At 43.6% G+C, this 22,921-nt stretch carries 27 protein-coding genes; 22 read left to right on the top strand and 5 right to left on the bottom strand.

Annotated features, from left to right (window positions below):
* Positions 1-4 precede the first annotated feature (4 nt).
* The 22 genes from C233_RS0110540 to C233_RS0110430 all read left to right on the top strand — a co-directional run bounded on the left by C233_RS0110540 (position 5) and on the right by C233_RS0110430 (position 20,184).
* Positions 5-382 (top strand): hypothetical protein, encoded by a 378-nt coding sequence (locus C233_RS0110540; RefSeq protein WP_018667560.1) that lies wholly within the window; start codon positions 5-7, stop codon positions 380-382.
* A 237-nt stretch (positions 383-619) separates the two neighbouring features.
* Complete coding sequence (locus C233_RS0110530) at positions 620-859, top strand: DUF6965 family protein (protein WP_018667558.1); 240 nt, start codon at positions 620-622, stop codon at positions 857-859.
* Between the two features lie 189 nt (positions 860-1,048).
* Positions 1,049-1,468, top strand: a complete 420-nt coding sequence (locus tag C233_RS0110525) for a hypothetical protein (protein ID WP_018667557.1) — start codon at positions 1,049-1,051, stop codon at positions 1,466-1,468.
* A gap of 2 nt (positions 1,469-1,470) precedes the next feature.
* Entirely contained in the window at positions 1,471-5,652 is a 4,182-nt protein-coding gene (locus C233_RS0110520) for a coiled-coil domain-containing protein (RefSeq protein ID WP_018667556.1), read from the top strand.
* The gene (locus tag C233_RS0110515) at positions 5,649-6,605 is read left to right on the top strand and encodes a hypothetical protein (RefSeq protein ID WP_018667555.1); all 957 of its coding nucleotides are present in this window, start codon (positions 5,649-5,651) and stop codon (positions 6,603-6,605) included. The genes C233_RS0110520 and C233_RS0110515 overlap by 4 nt, the downstream gene beginning before the upstream one ends.
* A gap of 2 nt (positions 6,606-6,607) precedes the next feature.
* Positions 6,608-9,616 (top strand): hypothetical protein, encoded by a 3,009-nt coding sequence (locus tag C233_RS22620; protein WP_018667554.1) that lies wholly within the window; start codon positions 6,608-6,610, stop codon positions 9,614-9,616.
* Between the two features lie 205 nt (positions 9,617-9,821).
* The gene (locus tag C233_RS23245; RefSeq protein WP_018667553.1) at positions 9,822-11,975 is read left to right on the top strand and encodes a phage upper tail fiber protein; all 2,154 of its coding nucleotides are present in this window, start codon (positions 9,822-9,824) and stop codon (positions 11,973-11,975) included.
* A 10-nt stretch (positions 11,976-11,985) separates the two neighbouring features.
* On the top strand, positions 11,986-12,402 hold the full coding sequence (locus C233_RS0110500; RefSeq protein WP_018667552.1) for a hypothetical protein: 417 nt from the start codon (positions 11,986-11,988) through the stop codon (positions 12,400-12,402).
* Positions 12,399-12,842 (top strand): hypothetical protein, encoded by a 444-nt coding sequence (locus tag C233_RS0110495; RefSeq protein WP_018667551.1) that lies wholly within the window; start codon positions 12,399-12,401, stop codon positions 12,840-12,842. Before C233_RS0110500 ends, C233_RS0110495 begins: the two co-directional genes overlap by 4 nt.
* A gap of 98 nt (positions 12,843-12,940) precedes the next feature.
* Complete coding sequence (locus C233_RS0110490; RefSeq protein ID WP_026314828.1) at positions 12,941-13,576, top strand: hypothetical protein; 636 nt, start codon at positions 12,941-12,943, stop codon at positions 13,574-13,576.
* A gap of 11 nt (positions 13,577-13,587) precedes the next feature.
* Complete coding sequence (locus C233_RS0110485; RefSeq protein WP_018667549.1) at positions 13,588-13,767, top strand: hypothetical protein; 180 nt, start codon at positions 13,588-13,590, stop codon at positions 13,765-13,767.
* Between the two features lies 1 nt (position 13,768).
* Positions 13,769-14,185, top strand: a complete 417-nt coding sequence (locus C233_RS0110480; RefSeq protein ID WP_018667548.1) for a D-Ala-D-Ala carboxypeptidase family metallohydrolase — start codon at positions 13,769-13,771, stop codon at positions 14,183-14,185.
* Between the two features lie 12 nt (positions 14,186-14,197).
* Positions 14,198-14,494: a hypothetical protein gene (locus tag C233_RS0110475; RefSeq protein ID WP_018667547.1), complete on the top strand. Its 297-nt coding sequence runs from the start codon at positions 14,198-14,200 to the stop codon at positions 14,492-14,494.
* Entirely contained in the window at positions 14,494-15,873 is a 1,380-nt protein-coding gene (locus C233_RS0110470; RefSeq protein ID WP_018667546.1) for a hypothetical protein, read from the top strand. Before C233_RS0110475 ends, C233_RS0110470 begins: the two co-directional genes overlap by 1 nt.
* The gene (locus C233_RS0110465; protein ID WP_018667545.1) at positions 15,870-16,334 is read left to right on the top strand and encodes a hypothetical protein; all 465 of its coding nucleotides are present in this window, start codon (positions 15,870-15,872) and stop codon (positions 16,332-16,334) included. The genes C233_RS0110470 and C233_RS0110465 overlap by 4 nt, the downstream gene beginning before the upstream one ends.
* 212 nt (positions 16,335-16,546) lie before the next feature.
* Positions 16,547-16,840, top strand: a complete 294-nt coding sequence (locus tag C233_RS0110460) for a hypothetical protein (RefSeq protein ID WP_018667544.1) — start codon at positions 16,547-16,549, stop codon at positions 16,838-16,840.
* Positions 16,841-16,916: 76 nt separating this feature from the next.
* The gene (locus C233_RS0110455) at positions 16,917-17,906 is read left to right on the top strand and encodes a hypothetical protein (RefSeq protein ID WP_018667543.1); all 990 of its coding nucleotides are present in this window, start codon (positions 16,917-16,919) and stop codon (positions 17,904-17,906) included.
* A 23-nt stretch (positions 17,907-17,929) separates the two neighbouring features.
* Positions 17,930-18,346, top strand: coding sequence for a hypothetical protein (locus C233_RS0110450; RefSeq protein WP_018667542.1), 417 nt, complete (start codon positions 17,930-17,932; stop codon positions 18,344-18,346).
* A gap of 184 nt (positions 18,347-18,530) precedes the next feature.
* Complete coding sequence (locus C233_RS0110445; protein WP_018667541.1) at positions 18,531-18,935, top strand: hypothetical protein; 405 nt, start codon at positions 18,531-18,533, stop codon at positions 18,933-18,935.
* 1 nt (position 18,936) lies between these two features.
* Positions 18,937-19,266 carry a hypothetical protein gene (locus C233_RS0110440; protein ID WP_018667540.1) on the top strand — a complete coding sequence of 110 codons (330 nt, stop codon included), beginning with the start codon at positions 18,937-18,939 and terminating at the stop codon, positions 19,264-19,266.
* A 52-nt stretch (positions 19,267-19,318) separates the two neighbouring features.
* On the top strand, positions 19,319-19,765 hold the full coding sequence (locus C233_RS0110435; protein WP_018667539.1) for a DUF7841 family protein: 447 nt from the start codon (positions 19,319-19,321) through the stop codon (positions 19,763-19,765).
* The gene (locus C233_RS0110430; protein WP_018667538.1) at positions 19,762-20,184 is read left to right on the top strand and encodes a hypothetical protein; all 423 of its coding nucleotides are present in this window, start codon (positions 19,762-19,764) and stop codon (positions 20,182-20,184) included. Before C233_RS0110435 ends, C233_RS0110430 begins: the two co-directional genes overlap by 4 nt.
* Positions 20,185-20,502: 318 nt before the next feature.
* On the opposite strand, the gene C233_RS0110420 is transcribed toward C233_RS0110430, so the two are convergent.
* The 5 genes from C233_RS0110420 to C233_RS0110395 form a co-directional block, all read right to left on the bottom strand.
* Positions 20,503-20,904 (bottom strand): hypothetical protein, encoded by a 402-nt coding sequence (locus C233_RS0110420; protein WP_018667536.1) that lies wholly within the window; start codon positions 20,902-20,904, stop codon positions 20,503-20,505.
* The gene (locus tag C233_RS22605) at positions 20,901-21,491 is read right to left on the bottom strand and encodes an HAD domain-containing protein (protein WP_025069031.1); all 591 of its coding nucleotides are present in this window, start codon (positions 21,489-21,491) and stop codon (positions 20,901-20,903) included. Before C233_RS22605 ends, C233_RS0110420 begins: the two co-directional genes overlap by 4 nt.
* On the bottom strand, positions 21,484-21,744 hold the full coding sequence (locus C233_RS0110410) for a hypothetical protein (protein ID WP_018667534.1): 261 nt from the start codon (positions 21,742-21,744) through the stop codon (positions 21,484-21,486). The genes C233_RS22605 and C233_RS0110410 overlap by 8 nt, the downstream gene beginning before the upstream one ends.
* Before the next feature lie 117 nt (positions 21,745-21,861).
* The gene (locus C233_RS22600; protein ID WP_018667533.1) at positions 21,862-22,296 is read right to left on the bottom strand and encodes a YopX family protein; all 435 of its coding nucleotides are present in this window, start codon (positions 22,294-22,296) and stop codon (positions 21,862-21,864) included.
* A gap of 102 nt (positions 22,297-22,398) precedes the next feature.
* Positions 22,399-22,788, bottom strand: a complete 390-nt coding sequence (locus tag C233_RS0110395; protein ID WP_025069279.1) for a crAss001_48 related protein — start codon at positions 22,786-22,788, stop codon at positions 22,399-22,401.
* Between the last annotated feature and the right edge of the window lie 133 nt (positions 22,789-22,921).

Raw genomic sequence — 22,921 nt, 5'->3', positions numbered from 1 at the left:
GCGTATGAATGCTTCAAAAATTGTAAATGGCTCTATTATAGGAGCTGATTTTGAAACAATTATCATCAATAATAAGAGTTATGTTATATCTTCACCGACAATCTACAAGATAGCCGGTGCTGGGTATTATCTTTCTGACCTTCCGGAGTGTAAAACCGTTCACGATATACTTGTATCATTGAAAAATATAGAAGCTGCTGCGCATGCCTTATCTTGGTTTATTCAAGGAGATGATAAATTGTTCAAGGAATTGTCTTACGGAACATTTGATGAGGTTGTTCAAGGTTTGGAAACAGCTTTCTCTATGATTTCTGCTGAAAATTTTTGCAAGCTGTCAGCTTTGTCGAAGAACGTGCGAAGTCTGACAGCAAAACAGAAGTAGCAGGGAATGCTTGCTTTCTCGGACAGATTGCAACGTTCATGGAAAATCTGCATCTGTCTTATGATGATGTCTTATACCGTATCCCTTACCGTAATTTGGTAATAATGCAAAAAGATAAATTACATACTGTATTTGGTGAGGTTATGCAGGAGGTGTCGGATAAGGAAATGTTCAACAATCGAAAGTTTGATGAGTGATTAAGGGGAAATAGCTATCTTTGCCGAAAAATAATCTTATATGGCACAAGAAAGTAAGTACGCATACGACGAAGAAAGCGTTAAGGCAATCATGCACTGGGCAGAAACCGCACAATTACCCAAGGAAGCTACCCTGTCGGAGTCCGAACACATCTATGATACGTCTCTGTATGTTCGGGCGAATATCAACGATATTAAGCAGCACTATCCAGATGCTTTTTATAATCCGGCAATTGATAGGCTGTACAGATTAAAAGAGTTCGTGGAAATGGAAAAATGAATAAAGCCCCGGTCGAAAGATTCGGGGCTTTATTTTTTATTATAATGATACCTCATAACAAGCAGTTTCTATACGTTTAGGGACTGTTTTTCTATAAATAACAAACCTTCTCTCTATTGTTTGTTTTGCGTCCTTGATTTCTTAGGCAAAAGGCAGGTATGGTGATACCTTTACGAGAAAATGTAGGCTATGGAGTTCAAGGGTGATATTTCGGGATTAAATGAACTTGAAGAACAAATAGAAAATACTTATTTCAATAAATTGATTGAGATAGGACGGGATGCTATACGGGTAGCATATAATGCAAGTGGCTCACCCAAATATCCAAAAGTTTATAAAAACCACACATGGCGACTGCGTAAAGCTCCTGGGTTCTGTGTCGTGCGTGACGGAAAGATTGTAGCACTGGAGGTCTATGGGAAAGGGACAAACATGGAAGCCGTACAGAAGACCACCTATTATTTGCAGTATCACGAAAAGGAAGATGACGGGCTTTACCTGGCTGACGGCATGGAGTATGCAAGTTTTGTACAATCAAAGGGCTTTGATGTTATGGATTCCGCAATTCTTTATGCAGAAAGGATGATTAATAAAAAAATATTTAAGTAATTATGGCAGGGATATTTGCAAGCGTAGATAGTGATATAAAAAAACTGCACCTATTAAGGGAGGAGATTGAGAATATAAAGAAAGCTTTAAAGGGTATCAATGTTAAAGTAGATATTGATATTGCTAAAGGTCTTGAGGCGCGTTTAAAATCATTATCCGAGCAATATGATGCTTTGGTAACCAAAGTTAGTGAAGCAGAAGGTAAGATTCTGATTTCTACAAAAAGGATTAATGATGCCGCGGAAAAGATTGTCAAAGCACAGGAGCAGGTCTCTAAGAATATGGGGGTAAGCCCTTCAAATAGCAATACTGTAAATACGACTGCCAATAACACGGAAACGGCAAGTGTACAGGCACAGGCTAAAGCGTATGACGATTTGGCGAATGAGATAAATTCCATAATAGGTACGCGAGAACAGAATATAAAACGTATGCTTGAGGAGCAAAACGCCATTCGATTGATAAACGCAGAAATAAAACAGCTTACAAAACATCAATCAAATAATCAGGCTCTTTCTGTTAATCAACAAAAACGTTTAGAACAACTTAATAATTCATTGCTTACCCATAAAGCGGCATTGGCAGAGGTTAGGCAGGCTTTAAACAATAATGCTAAGTTGGATAATGCGGCTGCGACTTCCATGGACGCCCTTTCGCAGTCCCTTGGTAGGATGCGTACTACATACCGGCAGTTGACGGAAGAAGAACGTAATTCTCCTTTTGGGAGAGAATTATTGGCATCCATTAATCAGGCGGATGCAAAGATAAAATCGTTGGATTCGACTATTGGGGTACATGCAAGAAATGTTGGAAATTATGCAAGTGGTTGGAATGGGTTAAATATGTCTATTCAACAAGTAGGGCGCGAACTTCCTTCGTTGGCAGTTAGTTGGAATACTTTTTTCCTCGCTATTTCAAATAACCTGCCTATACTTGCAGATGAAATTAAAAGAGCCAAAATACAATATGAAGCCTTAAAAAATAGTGGGCAGAAGGCTGTCCCGGTATGGAAACAAGTTGTATCTTCTATATTTAGTTGGCAGAGTGCTTTGACGGTAGGCATTACATTGTTGACATTGTATGGGGGCAAAGTTGTGGATTGGATTGCTGGATTATTTAAAGCTAAGGATGCCTTGTCGGAAATGGCGACTTATCAGCAGAATCTTAGCAAGATTATGTCTGAAGGGGCTAAAGATTCAGCAAGAGAGCGTGTAGAATTGGATGCTTTGTATCAAGCTACGCAAAATCATGCAAAATCATTAAAGGAAAGAAATGCTGCCGCGGACGAATTACAAAAGAAGTATCCTTCTTACTTTAACAATTTGTCAAATGAAGCTATTCTTGCTGGAGATGCTGCTTCTGCGTATAGAAATCTAACCGATAATATATTGAAAGCTGCACAAGCAAGGGCAGCAATGAAAATTATAGAAGAAAACTATAATAAAATTTATCAATTACAAAAAGCGATAAATGCAGATACCAATTGGACAAATCGAAATAGGGAAAAAACTTTAAACGGTACAGCTACATCGGGTTATACTCCCATAGGCACTACTATAGTAACACAGGCATTGACTTCTGAGGCGGCTGAGTACAATAAGAGAATGAAGGCCTTACAAGAAAATAAAAAAGCAGTAGAGGCATTGAAGGATGCTAATAATGCGTTGATTGAGTCTATTGATGTCACTGCTTTTGTCTCTGGTAATGGTAACGGCTTAGGGATGAAAGATATTAATACTTACACAGAGCAACTGCAACATATTGCGGATTTACGCAATAAAAGTAGCCGTGAACGTGTTCGTCTTGAGATAGATTTGGGAAATCAAGAAGAGCAAGCCCGTATTGATGCAATGCAGGATGGCTTTGAAAAGGAACAAGCGCAACGCAGATTAAATAATAAAAAAGAACTACAAACCATAGAAAAACAGAAGCAGGATTACATCAGTAAGATTGTAGATGTTCAAAGGCAAATATTTGAGGCAGAGGAAAATGCCAAAGCGTCAAAAGATAAAAACTACAAAAAACGGATATTTGATGCTTCTTCCGTGTCAGTTGATACATCTATATTTGGTATTATAAATAAAGCTGTTATTCAGAAACAAGCTAATGAAATAGCCGCATATTATAATGAAATTCTCTCTAAATATCAGGATTATGCAACTAAGCGTTTGAATGCGGAAAAACAATATCAAAGGGATTTAGAGAAGCTGGAAAAGGCCGGTGCTACTGGTGCGCAAAAGGATGAGTTGGCATATCAACGTGATGAAACACTGAAATCCATAGACAAAGAGTTTGCCATGCGTGAAGACTCGTTCCAGTCGTGGGCTGATAGTATTGCAGATATGAGTTTGAGAGAGCTCCAACGGTTACTTACCGATGCAGAAAAAGAACTGGAACGGATGGAGTTTCTTTCTCCAAACAGTCCAGAACTGGCAGAACTTCGTGCAAAGATTAATACATTAAACGAGCAGATAGGTAAATCTAATAATGAGAATACAGCATCTCCGAATAAGAGAAGTATTAAAGAATGGCAAGACCTGTATAAAACATTACAGAAAGTAGAACACGGGTTTGAAGACTTGGGAGATGCTGTCGGTGGAGTTGCAGGAGAAATTCTTTCGACGGCAGGGGAAATCGCATCTTCTACATTGCAAATGGTGGATGGAATTATGACGTTGGTCGATAATTCATCATCTGCAATAAAAGGTGTTTCTGAGGCTGCATCCAAATCAATATCTACAATAGAAAAAGCCTCTGTAATACTTACTATAATATCATCGGCGATTCAATTACTCCAAGAAATTAGTGAGCTTGGGAGTAATAAGGCTTTCAAACAATACGAAGCGTATGCAGAAAAAGCCAAAGAAATAAATGCGCTTACCGATGCGGTCAATCAATATCGCATTGCCGCGCTTGAAGCACAGCAGGCGGAGGCTGGATGGTTCTCTACCGACAACTTGCGAAACCTCCGCGACTACAAAAAGGTACATGATGAAGTATATGAGGCTTATGTAGACAAGGCAATGGAATCACAAGCTGTTTACCAGAATCAGAGTGGGGGAGGCTGGCTTACAGGGGCGTTCAATTGGGTAATGGGTAATTTATCTCCTTTGTCATGGTGGGATGACTGGAAAAATATATGGGGACAGGGCGATTATGACGAAGGTATGACTGCTGCTATTAATAATCTTCGTATCGAAACAAGAAAAAAAAGCAGTGGATTTCTTGGTACTGGTATCGGTGGGCATTCTCAAAAAACGGAAGACCTTGCTACGTGGGCAAGGAATCAGGGCTTAGGTGAATTATTTGATGATGAAGGATTAATTAATAAAGAACTGGCGCAATCTCTTATTGACAATTATGGCGATAAGCTTGTCGGTCAGACTAAAGAAACCCTTGAAGCCTTGATAGAGCTTCGTGAGCAATACGACGAATACATAGAACAATTGCATGAGTATGTAAGCTCCTTGTATGAGCCATTGGTAGACAATGTCGTGGATAGCCTGTGGGATTGGCTGGATAATGGAAAAGATGCCTTAGATAGTTTTAAGGATTATGCTTCTGACACATTCAGGGATATTGTGTCTGACATGATGCGTACTATTGTCCTTGACAAAGTTATTGGAGATTTTGATGATGATATCGCAAAGCTTTACGAAAAATATGCAAGCGGAAAGTTAAGTGAAGAAGAATTAATGAAACAGGTGGCAAATCGTACTGGTTCATTGATTGATGATTATGAAAGAAATCTTCCGGCACTTGAAAACATACTAAGTACGGTTAATGGATATTTTAAGGATGCCGGAATTGATTTGGCACAGTCGGAAGATTCCACCCGTGAAGCCTCGCAAAAAGGTATTGCAACCGCTTCTCAAGACTCCGTAGACGAAAATAACGGACGATTGGCTGTTATTCAAAGCCATACATATACTCTTAATGAGAACGTTTCCCGTATGGCTAATGGAATTGAGAGCTTATTAAGTTACTCTTTCGCCAATCTTTCATCAACTACGAATATAGACAAAACGGCTAAGGCTATCGAAAGTCAAAGCAGGGATGCTCTTAACCACTTGGCAAACATAGATAATTATACTTCTAACCTTGTGGAAATCAAGGAATACATGTATGCCATGAAAAGCGGTATTGATACATTGAACACTAAAGGAATAGCACTTAAGCGATGAAAGACCAATTATATATAGACGGTAAGGATGTATACACTGAATACGGTGTGTCTACCGTACAAGGCAATTACGGCGAGCTGGTTACATTCCCGCCCTCCAAGACCCCGGACAGTAATGATTGGGCGGAATATGACGGCAAGGAGTTCGAACTTTCGTCCGTATTTCTCGATGCAAAAGATATTACCCTCGAATTCGGTTTTTTCGAAGAATGGCATTTTGCAAACTTTGTTGCCATGCTCTCGGATATGGGTTATCACGAGTTTAACTTCCCGCATCTTGGCCGTACATTCCGGCTGCGTCTTTCCTCACAGAACAGTTTCGAGATGTACAGCAGTACCGAACGTTCGAAGTTCACCTTCGCCAACGACTTTCCCTGGCTGACCGATTACGTCTACCAGGAACCGGTGAATGCAATCCCGCTGCCAAAAGGTTACGAGCTGGACGATGTGGACTTGTCTGCTTATGGTGTACTTATCCTCCAGGGAACCAATGCGGAAATTCTTAAAACCCCGACGGTAAAGAAAAACCTCTTGCAGAACTTCAAGTACCGGGACGGTGCGGTCTACGACGGTGAATACGTGAAATTCCAGACAAAGGATGTGAGCCTTAAATGCCTGATGCGTGCACCTGATTTTGAAACCTTCTGGCGTAACCGTGACGCCCTGCTGCATGACCTCACCAAGCTGTCCGCTAAGACTGATGATGAAGGGTACGAATATGAGGATGCTGAACGAACCTTCTATGTCGATGAATGGTCTGAAAGCTACCCTTGTTACTACAAGAGTTGCAAGACGGAGAATTTTAATCCTTTTGGCGGCGTATGGTGGGAATTTACGCTTACACTTGTGTTCACTTGCTTCCGCCTGGAAAATGCAGAGTACCTGCTTGCTTCGGAAGCGGGCGAGTTTATAGTTACCGAAGATGATGAATTCTTTATTGATTTAGGAGATTAGATATGATTACCTTGTATAACGGAAGTGAAACAATAGACCTCCTTACGAATGACAACAGTTATTCCTACGAGGCTGTAATGGGTGAAGATGCGCTTACGCTGTATTTCTCCCATCCGGGTTATCTTAATATTCCCGTAGGCTCATGGTGTGAGTTCTACGGCAAGCGTTATTCTCTCAAGAAGGACAGCAATTTCAAGAAGAATGCGGAGCGTAACTACGAATACACGCTTATTCTTGAAACCTCCAAAGCGGATACGGAGTTATGGCAGGTACGTAATACGGCGGACAACCGTATCAAGTTTCCCTATACCGCCAAGCCTAAAGAGCACCTCAAACTGATTGTCGATAATCTGAACCGCCGTTCTTCGGGGTGGGTAATCGGTGAATGTATCGAGGGTACGGAGAAGTTGATTAACTATAACCATACCTATTGTTTGGATGGTCTGAACCAGCTTGCGGACGCCTATGAAACCGAGTACCAGATTACGGAGACAATCATAGAGGGGGTGCATACAAAGACTGTACATCTAAGGAAGGTCGAGTACAACAAGGATAATCCCCTACTCCTATCCTACGGTAAGGGTCACGGCTTCAAGACGGGTGTCGGTCGGGAAAGCGGTGATATACCGCCCGAAATCATCCTTGTGGAAACGACTGATAGAAATATCGACTACTCCAAGTACGGTGCGAAAGAACTGCTGATGCCCAAGTCGCAGACCGTCCGCTATGACGGTACACACTTCGAGGGAGAGGAAGGTTTTGATGCCTCCCTTGCCCGTAGTTATAAGACAGACGAATACGGTACGGGTGTCATGCGTGCCGACCGTGAGTTAACCACTGCCAAAGAGGACAGCCTGGATTGCACCGAGATTTACCCGTCAAGGGTTGGGACGGTCAGTAAGGTTGATACGGTCGATGCGGAGAAACATTTCTACGACTTCTACGATAACGACATTCCGGGTAACCTAAACTTTGAGGATTGTCTTATCGAAGGCGAGAAGATGACCGTTATTTTCCAGTCGGGCATGCTTTCCGGCAAGGAGTTCGAGGTTGAATATACTCATGTTGGGCGTAAGTTCGAGCTTGTCCCGCAGGAGATAGACGGCATTACCATGCCGGACGGCGGTGTGTGGATGCCGAAGGTTGGCGACACGTATGCCGTGTTCAATATCCAGTTGCCCGAGGCTTATATCTGCGACAATGCAACGAGGACGGGCGCATCATGGGATGTGTTCCGGGAAGCGGTCAAGTACCTCTACGAACATGAGGACAAGATGTTCACCTTCACCGGCACGCTGGACGGCATCTGGGCGAAGAAGCGTTGGCTCACGGTAGGCGGTAAAATCGTGTTGGGCGGCTTCGTAAAGTTCACCGATACCCAGTTCCACCCGGAAGGCTCGTTAATCCGCATAACAGGTATCAAGAGATATGTAAACAACCCGTACAGTCCCGAAATAGAACTGTCAAACACTCCGGTAGGCACATCTATCAGCAACGAGCTGAACAAGATAGGAACGAACGAGGTGCAGGTTGAGGAGAACTATAAGAAAGCGCAACAGTTCACCAAGCGTTATTACCGTGATGCGAAAGAGACAATGGATATGCTTGCCGACAGCCTGCTGAACTTCTCCGGTGCAATCAACCCGATAACGGTCGCCACCATGCAGATGCTCGTGGGTGACGAAAGCCTGCAATACCGGTTCGTCAGTTCCAAGACAAGTCCGGTTGCGGTTAAGTATGAGATAACCTACAATCAGAGCACGAAGGTGCTGAACGCCCCGGCAGGCATCATCCAGCACATGACATTGGGCATAACTGAAATCAAGAACAATCATTCCGCAAGTGATTACAAGTATTGGGATATGGCGGAATACAGCTCCCCCTCACTTGTTGAACCGGAGAAGAAATTCTATCTGTATGCCAAGTGTAGCAAGGATAGCCAGTCGGGTACGTTCCTTTTGAGCGAGACGGCTATTGCATTGGAGCAGATAGACGGCTATTATCACCTGCTTGTCGGCATCCTGAACAGTGAGAATGGAGGAGAAAGGAGCTTTGCCACGTTGTACGGCTTTACGGAGATACTTCCGGGACGAATAACCACGGATAAGATAGTTTCTTCTGACGGTAAGACTTATTTTGACTTGTTGAACAGTGAGATTGGCGGATATATAAGGTTTTTAGATGGCTTGATAGGTGTTGTAGGTATCGGTAATGAAACGACTGTCAATGCCGGCATGAGTGGGGAGGGCAACTCTGATACAGATGTCCGCATTTGGGCTGGTTCTAATAAAGACGGTCGTTGGAGTGCTCCTTTCAGAGTTTTGCATAACGGTAAATTGATAGGTACGGACGTTGATTTAACAGGAAATATTAATGCTGAAAGTGGGAAAATCGGAGCGTTTGAGGTGACAAGTAGAGGATTATCCAACATTTCTGATAATCCTCAAGCCAATATCCTAATAGAAAAATCGGGAGGAAAATTTTTTAGGGTAAATAATGGTTCAGCAGATGCAATGTGTTCAATTCGAGGAGACGGGGCAACCGCTCTTAGTGTTTCAGCTTATGGTAATGGTTCTATCGGTATAAATGTAATAGCACAAGCCGGTAATGGAACTTATGCTATAAAAGCAACGGGAGACGTAGAATTAAATGCCAGAAGTGGCGAGGCTGTGAATGCGACAAGATTGAACACCTATGGGCTTGCGCTAAATGTAACCAATAAAGGATATAGTTCGGTGTCAGCTCCAACAAGCTATACTGCCCAGGAAACTGATGATATTATAATTTATGGTGGCCCGGATGTTAGCTTTGACCCTGTACTCTTTTTACCCAGTTCTGCTACAAAGGGAAAGATTATATATCTGAAAAACCAGCTAAACCGGAATATCAGCGTGAAGGGGAATTTGATGAATGCAAATAATAGAGGAACTTCGAGCGCCCATTCTATTAATCAGATTTCATGCTTTTATGTCTTTGACGGTTCTTACTGGATACATCATTTCTGTGGATAAGGAAATAACAAACCTTTTCCCTATTGTTTGTTATCCGCAGGTCAAAAATTCATTATTCTTTTTCGTCTAAGGTAATTTTGTAGAAACGGAGTAAAAATGAATGGCACTCGCGTAATGGATTTAAAAATAGTAACATAGAATATGCAAACCTTTGAGCTAATGTATCCATACGTTGGCTCAAGGGCTTTTTTACTTGTACAATATTATGCCAATCAAAAAGAAGAAAATCAGTGAACTAACTCTTGCCGACAGTCTGAAAGGGTTGTACACCATTGGCTACAAGGTGGTGGATGGGGTAAAGACCAGCGTCAAGGTCGGGTTGGAATATATTCAGGCAGCCTATGAGGACGTGGTGAAAGCCACCAACGACGCGAAACAGGCAACTACCGATGTACGTGAGCTGGAAGCCACCGTTGAAGAGAACGAGGAAAGCCGCAAAAGTGCGGAAAGCCAGCGTATGGCATCCGAGCAAAGTAGGCAGACTCAAGAAACGGAGAGGCAGAGCAAGGAGAATGAGCGTATAACCGCCGAAACCGGACGCGTCAATGCCGAGAAAGCCCGAGTGACTGAATTTGACGGGATTAAGAGCGCCGCCGAAACCGCCACCCAATCCGCCAACGAAGCCGCCTTCAACACCAACGAGGCTATCCAAAACGCCAAGACAGCCACCGATGCCGCCAACGCTTCCGCATCGTCCGCAAACCAGGCTACGGAGAATGCCAACACCGCTGCATCGAATGCGAACAGCAAGGCTACCCTTGCCGACACCGCCGCGGCAAACGCCAATGATACAGCCGAGCATCCTACGTATATCGGCGAAGACCACTATGTCTACAAATGGAACAAGACCGCCAAAGCGTATGACAAGACGGACATCTACACCAAGGGCGACGCTTTCTCTATCAAGAAAGTATATGCTTCCGTAGCCGAGCTGGAAGCCGACAAGGGCAACCCGGACATTGCGGAGGGTGATTTCGTATTGGTGAACACGGGTGATGTGGAAGACCCGGACAATGCAAAACTGTATGTCAAGGCGGACGGGAATTACGAGTTCCTTGTCGATATGTCCGGTGCTATCGGTTTCACGGGCAAGACGCCGCAGTTCTCAATGGGTACGGTCACCACGCTTGAAGCCGGGGCGTCCGCCACAGCCACGGTATCGAGTGACGGGACGGACGAAGGCGGCAACCCGAAATACAAGCTGAATTTCGCCATTCCGAGAGGTAATCCGGGCGCTCCGTTTAAACCGGTCGGGCAATACGACACATTGGAGCTGTTGAAACAAGCCATTCCCGACGGCTCGGCAGTTGACGGGTTCATGGCCGTAGGTACTGAAGCTCCTTACGATTACTACGCATGGGTAAACGGCGACTGGGTTAATCAAGGGAAGATAGCGGGTGGCGGTTCGGGGAATGTGGTAGTTATTCCTTCTGCTGCGATGAGCCTAAGCGATCAAGCAACATCCGATGATATATTTAATGCCTTTGGTGGGAAAGACGCTTTCATGGATATATGTCAGAGCATCGTCAATAAAGATACTGTATGTGTTGTGGCAAACATCCCCGAAGAATCAGGGATGAAACTTGTATATATTCCGATAATGGCGATGGCTACCTATACGGATGCTAATAATGCTAATTTTATGATGGCAATTATTACAGAAACGACTTTCCAATTAGTTGTAACAGTCACGGATGGAGTTGCTACCCAATCGTCTCAGGTTTTAAATCATATTTACGAAGCCCCCTCTAACGGTAACGTCTACGGTCGTAAAAATAAAGATTGGGTGGAAGTTCCAGAAAAGTCAGATGTGCTCACTAAAAACAATGAGACCGAATATACGCCTACGAAGCCTTATCATCCGGCGACGAAGAAGTATGTGGATGATAAAATTCTTGTTAGAAACGTAGACGGTACTATTCTCAATAAATGGATTAATAACACCGTTATAACAGGAGAAACCGTACAAGGATTGGTTAACGAATTATTTGGCAATTTTATATCATTTGCTGAGGATTACGCTGAAGGGAGATATAGAGGTCTTAGGTTTAGCGCAAGACATTACGATGAAGAAGCTGGAAATTATTTTGGATATATCATAAATGCAAATATTCAGTATTGTTTATCAGAACTGGGAAATGGATATTTTGAATTGCTATTTACTTTTGGTTACGGTTCAACATTAAAATCTTGCTATATATACTATTATGATGTATCGGAAACAAGCAGTGAGAATAAGATTGTAATCACAGATGTTGTTCGTAGTGACAACCTCACCACCCTCACCAAGAAAACCGCCGCTGAATACGAGGCTCTTGGCTCTAAGGATGCCAATACAGCATATTGTGTAACCGATTAAAACAACAATTATGAGTAACGAAAACAGTAATCTTAGAGTTGGCTCGGCTGGAGCTGGGCTGTTTGTGGGTAGTAGTCAAATCATGGCTGGGGGAGTAGCAAATTTACTAAAGGAGATTACCATTGCACCGGATTTTAATGCATACAATACAACAAGCGTATTAGTTGCTAACCTTAGCAGCAAAGAGTTGACTTTAACAAGGAATGATGATGTTACTATCATTCCCAAACAGCACATCCAGTGGTATTCATACAGCGTAAACACGCATGTAAAATTACAGTCCAATGAGGATATTTATATTTTAACAATACTTTATATGGGAGAGACAACAGGCTATGATAAAAAAATAGGAACTAATCTTATTGACATAACTACGCCTATGAATATAGGATTTTATCTAGCCTTTATAATATTTGACAAAATATGATGAAACTAATCTTTTTAAACAGCCGGCTCGCCAAACTGATACTCTTTGGCGGCTACACAACAATCATGCTCTTCGGCTTCATCCTTACGAAGCTGAAGGAGTTGTCCGAAACGACCATACGTCATGAACGGATACATCAGAAACAGTTCTTCGAGTGCATGGAGATAGCGGCTATCCCGTCTGTATTGCTGGCGTTCTATGTCAGTGCGTGGTGGTTGCTCCTTATCCCGCTATTCTACTACATTCTGTATTTGACAGAATGGTTTGTGAGCTTCGTGTACCACCTGTTTACAGACAACAAGATTGGGGACGGCAAGGTCAATAAAAACGCTTACCGTGCGAGCGCATTTGAGATGGAAGCCAAACTCAACCAAGACAACCCGAACTACTTGAAAGAACGTAAATGGGGTGCATGGTTCAGATACTACGGCAAGATATGAAAATCCCGTCCTACTCTCACGAGCAAAACGGAATGACAGTAGTTCGCTTATTTGATAAGAGACACAAAGATATGAATAATTGACAAATGAACGATAACATGGACACAGAAGTTGTAAATGCAGCCCTTCAAACAGGAAAGGGTATTAGTGATTTCGGAATGATGGCTATAACCGCAGGTTTTTTCCTTGTGTTATCAGCCTTGTTGATGGTGGCGTGTTTCCGTTGGTTTATGAATATGGTAAACCAGCTTATGACATCACAGAAAGAGATAAACCAAGACTATAAGGACACCATGAGGCAGCTATTGGAAGAAACCCGTGCGCAGAACGAGCGGTTGAACGTGCTATCGGAAAGTCTCATGCCCGAAACGCAGCTGCGTATAAAAACGCTAAGCAATGTATTCTTCGACCTTTCCGTTGAGAAGGTGTGCCGTATTATCAAGAAAGTGCGTGAAGAAAACCATATATCAGACAAGGAAGCTACTGCAAGAAAGATACGTACATTGCTTACAAACATACACGAGGACAGGAATTCAAAACTTGACTGCTTTTCGTATCGTGGGAACAGACTTTCCGAATACACGGAAAGGAAATGGATAGAACAGGTTGCCAAAGCCGTTGAAGCGGAGATTTACAATGAAAACGGAGCGAACAACGGGAGGGCATACACGAATGTAGAGTCGGTCTATGCGAATATAAGATTAGAATTTTATCACAATTTGAATGAAAGATAAGGAGTAACAAAATGAAAAAGAAACTGATTATCGCAGCGATTGTTATCGCTATCATCGTGGGAGTTATGCTTTACATGCACTACACACCGTTTTGGGTGAACCTGACTACTGTCGTATCATTCGGTGTCGGTGTTGTTGCCGGATGGGTGGCTCGTGTGGTTTATGACAAATATTTTAGAAAGGAGGAATAACATGAGATACTTTACAATTGCAGAACTGGTTAAAAGCGAAACGGCTGATAAGAAAGCTATAGACAACAGATTGCCGCAAGAACTGCTTCCCAATGCACAAGCGTTGGTTGACAATGTGCTTGACCCTTTAAGAAAGGCTTACGGTAAACCTATCGTTGTGTCAAGCGGCTACCGTTGTCCGGCTTTGAATAAGGCTGTAGGCGGTTCTAAAACAAGCGACCACATGAACGGAAGGGCTGCCGATATTGTCGGTACACCTAATACTCCGGCAGAGAACAGAAAACTGTTCAACCTCATTCAAGAATTGAAACTTCCCTTCGACCAATTGATTTGGGAGAAAGGAGATGCAGTTGGTCCCGATTGGGTACACGTCAGCTATCGAGGGGGAGGGAACAGAAACCAAGTATTGAAACTCTAAAAAGTAAACATCATGGCAGCAGAAGTTTTATCATTCGAAAAGAAAGAAGGCAATAGCTTATCATATCAAGCGAGCTTCGTAAGTGACGGCAATCCCGTAACCATACAGATAAAGAATAAGGGCGGAAGAATAAGCGCATATGCAAATATAGAAGACATGACGCCTATGGTATTATATCCGGACGTTCGTGGCGAAAACGGTGCGCCCGATGCAATATTCCGTCTTGTAGGCATAGCCAGCGGAATAACCGTAACGATTAAGAGCCAAACCGAGGTAGAGTCCGCCAAAATGATTAGGGAGGAGCAGTAATGAAAGGCATCACTATTCCCACTATCAGCATGCCGGTAATCAGCATGCCTTCCATTGGTGTACCGTGGATTGGTGTGCCCGATAGCGGTAAAAAGGGGCTTGCATGGCCTTCGGGGATGAAGGAGGCAATCAAGGCTGTCTACGACCCGAAGAAGCAGGGCATGGCTAACTATGATGTTATTGAGACGTATACAGAGGACTTTAGTAAACGTCCGTGGAATAATAAGAAAGAAAAATATACGGGTACTCTTACTCCTAATACCTTAACAGTTACCAATGTTGCTGTTACAAGTGCGCTTATATATACCAATAGCAAACCGGAGAATTTTAAAGTTTATATAACCGGAATAAAAGATAATCAACAAGTTATATTTGGAAATGATGTAAGTGCGTATAGGGCGCTTATAGTTGAAAAAGACGGTGTCTATGATGTTAATTGGGAGGATAATCAGAGTGCATATTGCATATGGTGTAATTTCTTAGGCGAATGCGACATCACTATCAAGCAGCTCCCCACCTCCATACTCCAAGACCTTAGCGGCAACGGTAACCACGCCTATCTGTACGGCGGTAAGGGGAAGCTGAACAGCGGAATGGGCGTTTATGGCATAGATGTAACAGAGAATATTATCCAACAGAATAGATTTGAATATCTATATGATAATATAACAAAAGAAGTAACATTTGTTAAAGCGTTAGCTGCTGGTACTTATCTATTCTTCATAAATAAGAATATTGTTAATTCTACTCAGCAAATAAAAATTGCAGGCATAGATAGACCTATTCATTTTGTTAACTCTACCACCAACGAGACTTATTATAGCATTACTGAGGATGGCATTTATGATATAGACTTTGTAACAGATGCGGATACGGTTATTAGGACAAGTTACACTACTAATCAGGAGTTGAATTTAAGAGTACAATTTTTACCTTATTATCCCAACCAGCTCTGCTACGACGGCAAGATGTACGCCGTCTGCTACGGTTTCCCGATATTGACGGATTACACGGTGATGGCGGATAGGACGTGGTTTGAACTTACTGCTAATAGTGCATTTATCAGTAAAGCAAAAACTCCTAATAATGGAGCATTTATTTTTGAACTATATCAAGAAAGAGAACATGTATTGTCATTCGGGCAGTATAATGATGTTTCTTTTGAGAATGGTGTTATTACTTATCAAACTAAGAATACATATAATGGCACTAACATTCAGAGCGGTAGTTCCAGCGATGAAAATGTTTTGTATATAGGGAAAATAAGAGATAATACTACTGCTGGATTTAATGGTTGTCACGGCAAAATCATCATCGCCGACCGCAGTTTTACCAAAGATGAAATCACTTGGCTAAAGGATAATTGGGAAAAGATATGAAAAGACTACTGTATGTAATATTGCTTGCCTTAGCGGTGTGTTCTTGCAGGACGAGGACGGTATATATGCCCGTTGAGACAAAAGTTATCGACAGCATAATCTACCATGACACCACATTCCAAGAGAGATTGGTTCCGTACAAGGATAGCGTGTCTGTAGCCGATACAACGTCATTCCTTCATAATCCGTATGCCTATAGCTACGCTTCATGGAGTAATGGTATATTAAACCACTCATTGGGCATCTACCCTCATGCAACGGTAACAGTCAAGATACCGTACTTCATCGAAAGGCTAAGAAGGGTTGAAGTTCCCAAGCCTTATCCGGTAGAACGGGAACTGTCTTGGTGGGAACGCTTTAAAGTTAATTACGGTGGCGCCAGCCTCTCGATAAATATAGCCTGTATTTTGTTCGTGATAGCTTGGCTCGCCATAAAGACAAGAAAGAAATTAACGATGTAGAAGTCGGCTTATAGCTGGCACTCTTTCGGGGGCTTAGAGTATAAAGAAAGCCCCCAACGTTTCACGTTAATATTGCCACATAAAAACATGATAAGCATAAGACAATGCACGTTGGAGGCTTTAATATCTTCAACGCATTGTCTTATGCTTTGTTCATTGAATCTCATGTTCTATGTGGCAGGGCAAAGATAAATATAAAATTCAGAAAAACTATGTGTAAGTCAGAAATCTTTGCCGAAACAATCAATCTCGTCTCGCAGGAAACGGAAATCCCGGCTGAACGCATCCTTTCATCGGACAAGGACACGGAGACCGTGGACGCCCGCTATCTGCTTGTCCGTCTGCTTGTCGAGAGAGGAATGTACCCTTCACAGATAGCGCCCCGTATCCGCAAGACCAAGCGTGCGATAAACTACATGATTTCCAATTTCCAGGAGCGCATGGAAGGCGGGAAAATGTTGAGAATATATTGGGAAAACATTAGGAAAGCGTTGGGAAACAACTGATTTCATGGCAGGTACGGTATCTATACCTTTGTAATGCGGTTGATTTTGACCGTAATCAGTATAAATACAAATCTCTATGGAAAGAACGTACGTTTTTAATCAGGACGGTAACGGCGGCAATGGTGGCGGAAGCAAATTCGACATCATGGCTATGTTGCCCAACCTGATGGGAGGAAAGGGCGTAGACCCCGGACTTCTTGCTTTATTGAACCAGGGACGCGGCAACCAAGACCAATGGGGCGGCTCGTGGTGGTTCATCTGGATTATCCTGCTATGGTTCTGTTGGGGCGGTAACGGCTTCGGCAACCGTTTCGGCAACGGTGGCGGTCTGCCTGCCGAACTGAACGGTGACGTAGGCCGTGAATACCTGATGTCCGCCATTCAAGGGAACGGCAACGCCATCAACCAGCTTGCATCTTCCCTGAACTGCTCTACCCAGCAACTGCAAAGCGCATTGTGCAACATCCAGGGGCTTATCGCCAATGTCGGCAACCAGGTCGGCATGTCCTCACAGCAAATCATCAACGCATTCCAGTCCGGCAACCAGGCTGTTCTCACACAATTGGCAGATTGCTGCTGCAAGACGCAGAATGCCATCACGACAATGGGCTATGAGAACCAGCTTGCCATGTGTAACCAAACCAACACTTTGGTTAACACAGCTAACCAAAACACCCTGTCACTCCGTGACGGCGCAACGGCTAACACACAGGCTATCATAGCCAAGTTGGACGCCATGCAGAACCAGGCATTGCAGGACAAGATTGCGGCTCTCACGGCAGAGAAAGCCACTCTGACTGCTGAAATCTCACAGCGTAACCAAAACGCCACTATCCTGAATGCGGTAGGGCAACAGATTGCTCCTTTGGCGGCAGGCTTGCAGGCATTGCAGGGCGACGTTGACGGTATCAAATGCAAGTTACCCAACACGGTTCCGGTACAATACCCGAACATTGTCGGCGTAAACCTCGACACATACCGGGCAGCCGCATACGGTGCTTATGCCGGTGATGTTGCATACGGCCGCGGCGGTTACGGATGCGGTTGCAACAACTACTGGGGTTAATTCCGGTAAGAAAGGAGGTAATTATGTGGCCTAACTTTTTTACAGGACTTCCCTTTCCGTTCCCCACGTTGGGCAGGGTGAACTACAATACTCTGCCTACCGTGCAGGTGACAGTCGGTACGGAGAACGTGACCCTGGAGCTTCCGAACCACGCCTTTTACGGGCGTAACTATGTCGGGGGCTTCTACGTCAATCTCCGCCAGGAAATACCGGCAGGAACGACCGCAACACTTCCTGTCCTGATAGGGACGAACGGCGACACACGTCCGCTTATGGCTTATGGCAACGAGCCGGTACGTGTCGAGAACCTTGCCGGGACGGGTATCTACGAAATCCACTACAACAAGTACACCAATGAGCTGTACCTTGTAAATGGCGGGTATCGTCCGACAACCACACCGGCGCCGACAGCAGAGACAACCGCTCAAAAGAGCAAGTAGTTAACCGGGCTCCAGACCGTGTCTCACAGCCTGGAGCCCATTTAAAAATCAAACCGATATGTTTCAAAACCTACGAGCTAATAGTACATTATATCTTCTTCACAGGGGCGCTAATCCAAATCTGGAATGCGGGCAAGTTGTTAATGTAAGTCCGATAAAGACTGTATATAGGACAGTTCCCAACATGCCTTATCCCCAACCCGTACAAGTGGTTGATATTGTTGTCAGCATAAATGGGAAAAATGTCAACTTGTATGAATTCCCTGCCAATGCGGATATTGCAGACGATGCTAAAACCGGTATGCTTGTTACCTGTTCAAGGGATGAAATGAATACCGAAGTCCTTGCCATGAAGAAGCAAAGCGAGGAGAGTGTGGAATACCACCGGAACTTCCTTATGGTATGCGACCAGATGCTTACAATTCTTAACCCGGAGCTTGCAGCCAAGCAACGCCAGGAGCAGGAGATTGCCTCATTGAAAGGGCAGGTGTCGGAAATGAACAAGAACATGGCGGACCTTATGGAGTTGAACAAACGGCTTATGGAACAGCTCGGGGTGACTGAAACATCCAATAAAACAAAGAAATAATATGGGAATGTGGACTATAATGGAAGAAGGGCGCGGCGAATATGACCGCGACTTCGGTATGAGAAGCGGCAACCCTATGGAGGAAGCCTACAAGGAAGGATGCCGCCACGGTTACGAGAAAGCCATGCGTGAGATGCAGGGCGGTGAAATGGGTTACCGCAATTATGGCGGAAGCCGCAGCGGGGGGTACAGCGGCTCCGAAATGGGTGAGCGCCGCATGCCGGGCTATTTCCCGGAATATCCTGTGTACGGCGAACGTCACATGATGCCGCCATACAGTGATGAAATGGGCGAGCGCAGACGCAGACGCGCCAACGGTGAGTTCATGTAATCGGGAGGGGGCAATCCCCTCCTTTACCGGTTTATTAAAACAGAAAAAGACTATGGGACAAAGATTGGATATATACGACAAGTTTCCCCCGGGGATGCAGCAGTATCTTGGCTGCTACGGGTGGCATTTCTCAAAGAGAATGGCACAGTTCGCCATTTCAAGGATGAAGGTGAAGGACGAGGCCACCGGCAAGGAGAAAAGCCTTGTGCCGTGGACGAAGAGCGAGGTGGACGAAATGCTGAAACGGAACGGGATAACCGTTGAGCATGACGAGCTGTACGACGTCTGCTATGTCGCCAACATGCTGAAAGCCGATTTCTACAAGAAATCCCTTGCGGATGAAGCGCACCTGTGCGTGCATGTGAAATTGTACCTCGACGATGTTGACGGCGACCCGTGCCGTGCGTTCGACGAGTTCTACGCCACCTGCATCGGCAAGGGGGTTCCTATCCCCTGGGAGGACATGCTGGAGGAGAGAAAAGAAGAAGAAAGGCCATGATAGTACAGGAGTTCTACATACCGGAATATGATTGGAACGTGAGGGTGTACTATGCTGTTGACTGCTATTATACCGACCGCATCATCGCAGACCTTCAACGTGTGGGGTGCAGGGGGCTGGATTTGATGAACGCCTATAAGAACATGCGTGCCTGTAATCTGAACACCGGCATCACCTATTCCAATATCCGGGACAGGGAAACTGTCATGGTTATTGCCCTCACTTCTTCCCCGGCGGAGTTTCAGAACTCTCTCGACCACGAGAAGGGGCATCTGTGCCGGCATATCTCACGGGCATTCGACATCGACCCGTACGGGGAGGAAGCGCAGTACCTTAGCGGATATGTGGGACAGAAGATGTTCCCGGTGGCGAGGAAATTCTTATGTGAACATTGCAGACGTAACTTATGTGGAAAATAGTACAAGCCATATTATCAGGCAAATCACGGGAAGAAGTATACAACATGCTTTCTCCCGAGGAGCGGGATAAGTTAAACAGCCTTGCCGCGGCAAACGGCATAAACCGTCAACAACGTAGAAAACTTGAACGTGATGCGAAAAAGGGATTACATAGACGAACTGCTTGAATTGGCGGACAACGTCCTTTACATGGACTATTGCCGCCTTTTCCGGGTTATCCAATGGAACGTTTAGAACGCCTTGAACGGTTCATCCATTGGATTATACCTCTTGCTGTTTTGGCGAGGGTCGTATCGGTGTGTCTGTAAGTTGTCCGAACTACCTGCATTTCACCTTCGTAAGCCCGTATTTAGCCAATTTCAGATATACCGTCCTTACACTTACATCCAGCATTTCAGCCATTTTCCGGGGCGGCATGTTTTCCTCCTTGTACATCCTGGTGATGTTCTCTTCTGAAAGCGGGTCAATGAACGGCTTGTTAGGCTCGCCCTTTATGCCCATGCGCTTGCGTGCCCTCTCTGCATACGCCTCGTTCTGTTTGTCTTTTGTGACGTAAATAACGGTATTCTTGTTTAGCCTTAGGGGAAACAGTTGTTTCTCCGCTTTCTTATGCTGCTCGACGAGGGCTTCCGCATCGCCGTTGACAGTTGTATCTATCTTCTTGCATTTGTCCGGGATGCGGGTATGCCTGTCCCTGATTGCTCTTTCTGCTTTTCTCATTTGTTCAGTATTTTAATCGCCCGTTCAACATCTTCTTCGCTTATACCGTTTAAAGTATCAGTCTTGATAAAGTGTTCAGCTTGCTCAAGAAGCATATCGCTATCATCGTCAAGTATTACGTAGTTAAAATCAGTCCCAATTTCTTTATAGTCCCAATTTTTACCGTTATCAGAGTGGATATGAGTGTCAATCCATTGTTTTATCTCAACTCCACGAGGGATACCAAGATGAATACCTTGCATAACGTAAGCATATGCTCTTATAGTTACTCCTATGATTCTGTCAGCGTATGGAAATGGGAATGGGACTAAATGCCTTACGGTTGTCAATTCTTCCTTTGTATCTTCTACCGTGTTTCTTCTCCAAGACGAAGAAATGACAATCTTGGCATCCGTAGCATCTATAATCTTGCCAAGTAAATCACACGCATCCTTATCAAGTGCATAATGCGATTTTTGCGTGGAAATCACTCCGTCTATATCAAGAAATATAACTTTCATGTTCAATGTATTATTCCAATTTTGTGATACCATTTGTCTGCGTGGGAAAACCAGCCGATTAGGGTTGCTTTGTATAAGTCTACTCATATGCCTGTTTACTTTTCAATTTATCAAGGAACTTACTATCGCCCGAATAATCCGCACCAATAACTTTCTTACTTTCAATAATTTGTTCAACAAGCATTATGCCTTCTTTTCTAATTTCTTCTACTTCATTATAATCGCAAGACTTATCAACTAACTGCTCCATAACTGATTTAGGCTTGGAAAGAGTTTCATTTAACTTTCCCAATCGCCAGTAGCAGTAATCAATTGTGGCGATGTGCTCTAACTTATTCATAGCTATTTACGTTTCAAATGCGACATTATTAAATCAAGTATTTCATAGAAGAAAACGGCAATAATAATAGTCGTCCATGGATATTGGTTTATTAATTCGTAAAAATCTCTCATAGATTTATTGCTTTATCAAGTCCGGGTTATCGTAAATATTACCTATCACCTCACTCCTATAAGCGGACAACGGTTTATACTTGATTTTGTCAAGCTCATTTTTTATACAAGGATTAAGACAGACACCTTTGTTCGCAGTTATCGTGGCAACTCCAACATATTTGCCTTCTTCTTCATAGCAGTCATCATCGGTACAAATTTCAGCAACATAACTCATACGGACAATATCGCCCTCATATATTCTCGTTTTATTCTTGTCGTGTAACCCAGTGAACTGCCCCAACGTCTCTATCTGAATTGGTATCTCATGCGCTCCGTCAGTAATTATGTCGACGAGATTGCCACTCCATAATGCTTTTGTATAATAACCATCCACCCATTCTCCTTGAAAAAACTCATCGTTTATCGCTTTCGCCCTGAATTTTATTTCACGTTTCATAATCAATATCTTTTTCCGTGTTTATTTTCTCTCAATTCATTGTATCCATATTTATTCTGTTTTGAGCCATACGGCAGACGTCCAACCGCCGTATGGCAATATTTATTTCTTCATTAACCCAATGCGCTCTTTCAAAGTAAGAAGGTAGTCGTGCATCTGTACTTTTTGAACCTCCATTAAAGTGACCTGATTTTCACCAGCTATTTCAACAGCATCTTTTCGGCCAAGAAACAGGACTAACTTATTATGTTTGTCCATCAACTCATTATATTCGATATACATACGGTCAAGAGGAGTATCAGCTACCTTGTATGCCTTTTCAAATACATCTTTAGGCGACCAGCTTTCATATCCATCTTCATAACGAACATGATAACCCTCATCGTCAAAATTTTCCGTTGACGGCTTTTCTCTGAGGAGATGTTTTCCCCACGCATCACCTCTTGTCATAGGTTCGGCTTCAATCTGTTTTGTTCCAATATACTTTTTCATATCAATATGGATTTTACAAAGCCCGTCCAAGGCTATTTAATTTATTTCTCTTGTCGTAATTACTCATACGGGGGCATTTCCCATCACATTGCATGTTTACATGCACATTGTTTGCTATCCCCGATATGAACGA

The organism is Bacteroides gallinarum DSM 18171 = JCM 13658, from assembly GCF_000374365.1.
In the GTDB taxonomy this organism is placed as follows: domain Bacteria; phylum Bacteroidota; class Bacteroidia; order Bacteroidales; family Bacteroidaceae; genus Bacteroides; species Bacteroides gallinarum.
Note: the sequence above shows the minus strand (reverse complement) of the source record. Positions and strands in the feature narration are given on the sequence as shown.

What these genes read in the sequence shown, in the direction of transcription:
- C233_RS0110460 (WP_018667544.1), top strand. Translation starts at nt 16,547, where the DNA reads ATGTGTAAGTCAGAAATCTTTGCCGAAACAATCAATCTCGTCTCGCAG.
- C233_RS0110450 (WP_018667542.1), top strand. Translation starts at nt 17,930, where the DNA reads ATGTGGCCTAACTTTTTTACAGGACTTCCCTTTCCGTTCCCCACGTTG.
- C233_RS0110445 (WP_018667541.1), top strand. Translation starts at nt 18,531, where the DNA reads ATGCCTTATCCCCAACCCGTACAAGTGGTTGATATTGTTGTCAGCATA.
- C233_RS0110530 (WP_018667558.1), top strand. Translation starts at nt 620, where the DNA reads ATGGCACAAGAAAGTAAGTACGCATACGACGAAGAAAGCGTTAAGGCA.
- C233_RS0110485 (WP_018667549.1), top strand. Translation starts at nt 13,588, where the DNA reads ATGAAAAAGAAACTGATTATCGCAGCGATTGTTATCGCTATCATCGTG.
- C233_RS0110470 (WP_018667546.1), top strand. Translation starts at nt 14,494, where the DNA reads ATGAAAGGCATCACTATTCCCACTATCAGCATGCCGGTAATCAGCATG.
- C233_RS0110520 (WP_018667556.1), top strand. Translation starts at nt 1,471, where the DNA reads ATGGCAGGGATATTTGCAAGCGTAGATAGTGATATAAAAAAACTGCAC.
- C233_RS22620 (WP_018667554.1), top strand. Translation starts at nt 6,608, where the DNA reads ATGATTACCTTGTATAACGGAAGTGAAACAATAGACCTCCTTACGAAT.
- C233_RS0110480 (WP_018667548.1), top strand. Translation starts at nt 13,769, where the DNA reads ATGAGATACTTTACAATTGCAGAACTGGTTAAAAGCGAAACGGCTGAT.
- C233_RS0110515 (WP_018667555.1), top strand. Translation starts at nt 5,649, where the DNA reads ATGAAAGACCAATTATATATAGACGGTAAGGATGTATACACTGAATAC.
- C233_RS0110490 (WP_026314828.1), top strand. Translation starts at nt 12,941, where the DNA reads ATGGACACAGAAGTTGTAAATGCAGCCCTTCAAACAGGAAAGGGTATT.
- C233_RS22605 (WP_025069031.1), bottom strand. Translation starts at nt 21,491, where the DNA reads ATGAGTAGACTTATACAAAGCAACCCTAATCGGCTGGTTTTCCCACGC.
- C233_RS0110500 (WP_018667552.1), top strand. Translation starts at nt 11,986, where the DNA reads ATGAGTAACGAAAACAGTAATCTTAGAGTTGGCTCGGCTGGAGCTGGG.
- C233_RS0110475 (WP_018667547.1), top strand. Translation starts at nt 14,198, where the DNA reads ATGGCAGCAGAAGTTTTATCATTCGAAAAGAAAGAAGGCAATAGCTTA.
- C233_RS0110395 (WP_025069279.1), bottom strand. Translation starts at nt 22,788, where the DNA reads ATGAAAAAGTATATTGGAACAAAACAGATTGAAGCCGAACCTATGACA.
- C233_RS0110540 (WP_018667560.1), top strand. Translation starts at nt 5, where the DNA reads ATGAATGCTTCAAAAATTGTAAATGGCTCTATTATAGGAGCTGATTTT.
- C233_RS0110435 (WP_018667539.1), top strand. Translation starts at nt 19,319, where the DNA reads ATGGGACAAAGATTGGATATATACGACAAGTTTCCCCCGGGGATGCAG.
- C233_RS0110430 (WP_018667538.1), top strand. Translation starts at nt 19,762, where the DNA reads ATGATAGTACAGGAGTTCTACATACCGGAATATGATTGGAACGTGAGG.
- C233_RS0110525 (WP_018667557.1), top strand. Translation starts at nt 1,049, where the DNA reads ATGGAGTTCAAGGGTGATATTTCGGGATTAAATGAACTTGAAGAACAA.
- C233_RS0110420 (WP_018667536.1), bottom strand. Translation starts at nt 20,904, where the DNA reads ATGAGAAAAGCAGAAAGAGCAATCAGGGACAGGCATACCCGCATCCCG.
- C233_RS0110440 (WP_018667540.1), top strand. Translation starts at nt 18,937, where the DNA reads ATGGGAATGTGGACTATAATGGAAGAAGGGCGCGGCGAATATGACCGC.
- C233_RS0110410 (WP_018667534.1), bottom strand. Translation starts at nt 21,744, where the DNA reads ATGAATAAGTTAGAGCACATCGCCACAATTGATTACTGCTACTGGCGA.
- C233_RS22600 (WP_018667533.1), bottom strand. Translation starts at nt 22,296, where the DNA reads ATGAAACGTGAAATAAAATTCAGGGCGAAAGCGATAAACGATGAGTTT.
- C233_RS0110465 (WP_018667545.1), top strand. Translation starts at nt 15,870, where the DNA reads ATGAAAAGACTACTGTATGTAATATTGCTTGCCTTAGCGGTGTGTTCT.
- C233_RS23245 (WP_018667553.1), top strand. Translation starts at nt 9,822, where the DNA reads ATGCCAATCAAAAAGAAGAAAATCAGTGAACTAACTCTTGCCGACAGT.
- C233_RS0110455 (WP_018667543.1), top strand. Translation starts at nt 16,917, where the DNA reads ATGGAAAGAACGTACGTTTTTAATCAGGACGGTAACGGCGGCAATGGT.
- C233_RS0110495 (WP_018667551.1), top strand. Translation starts at nt 12,399, where the DNA reads ATGATGAAACTAATCTTTTTAAACAGCCGGCTCGCCAAACTGATACTC.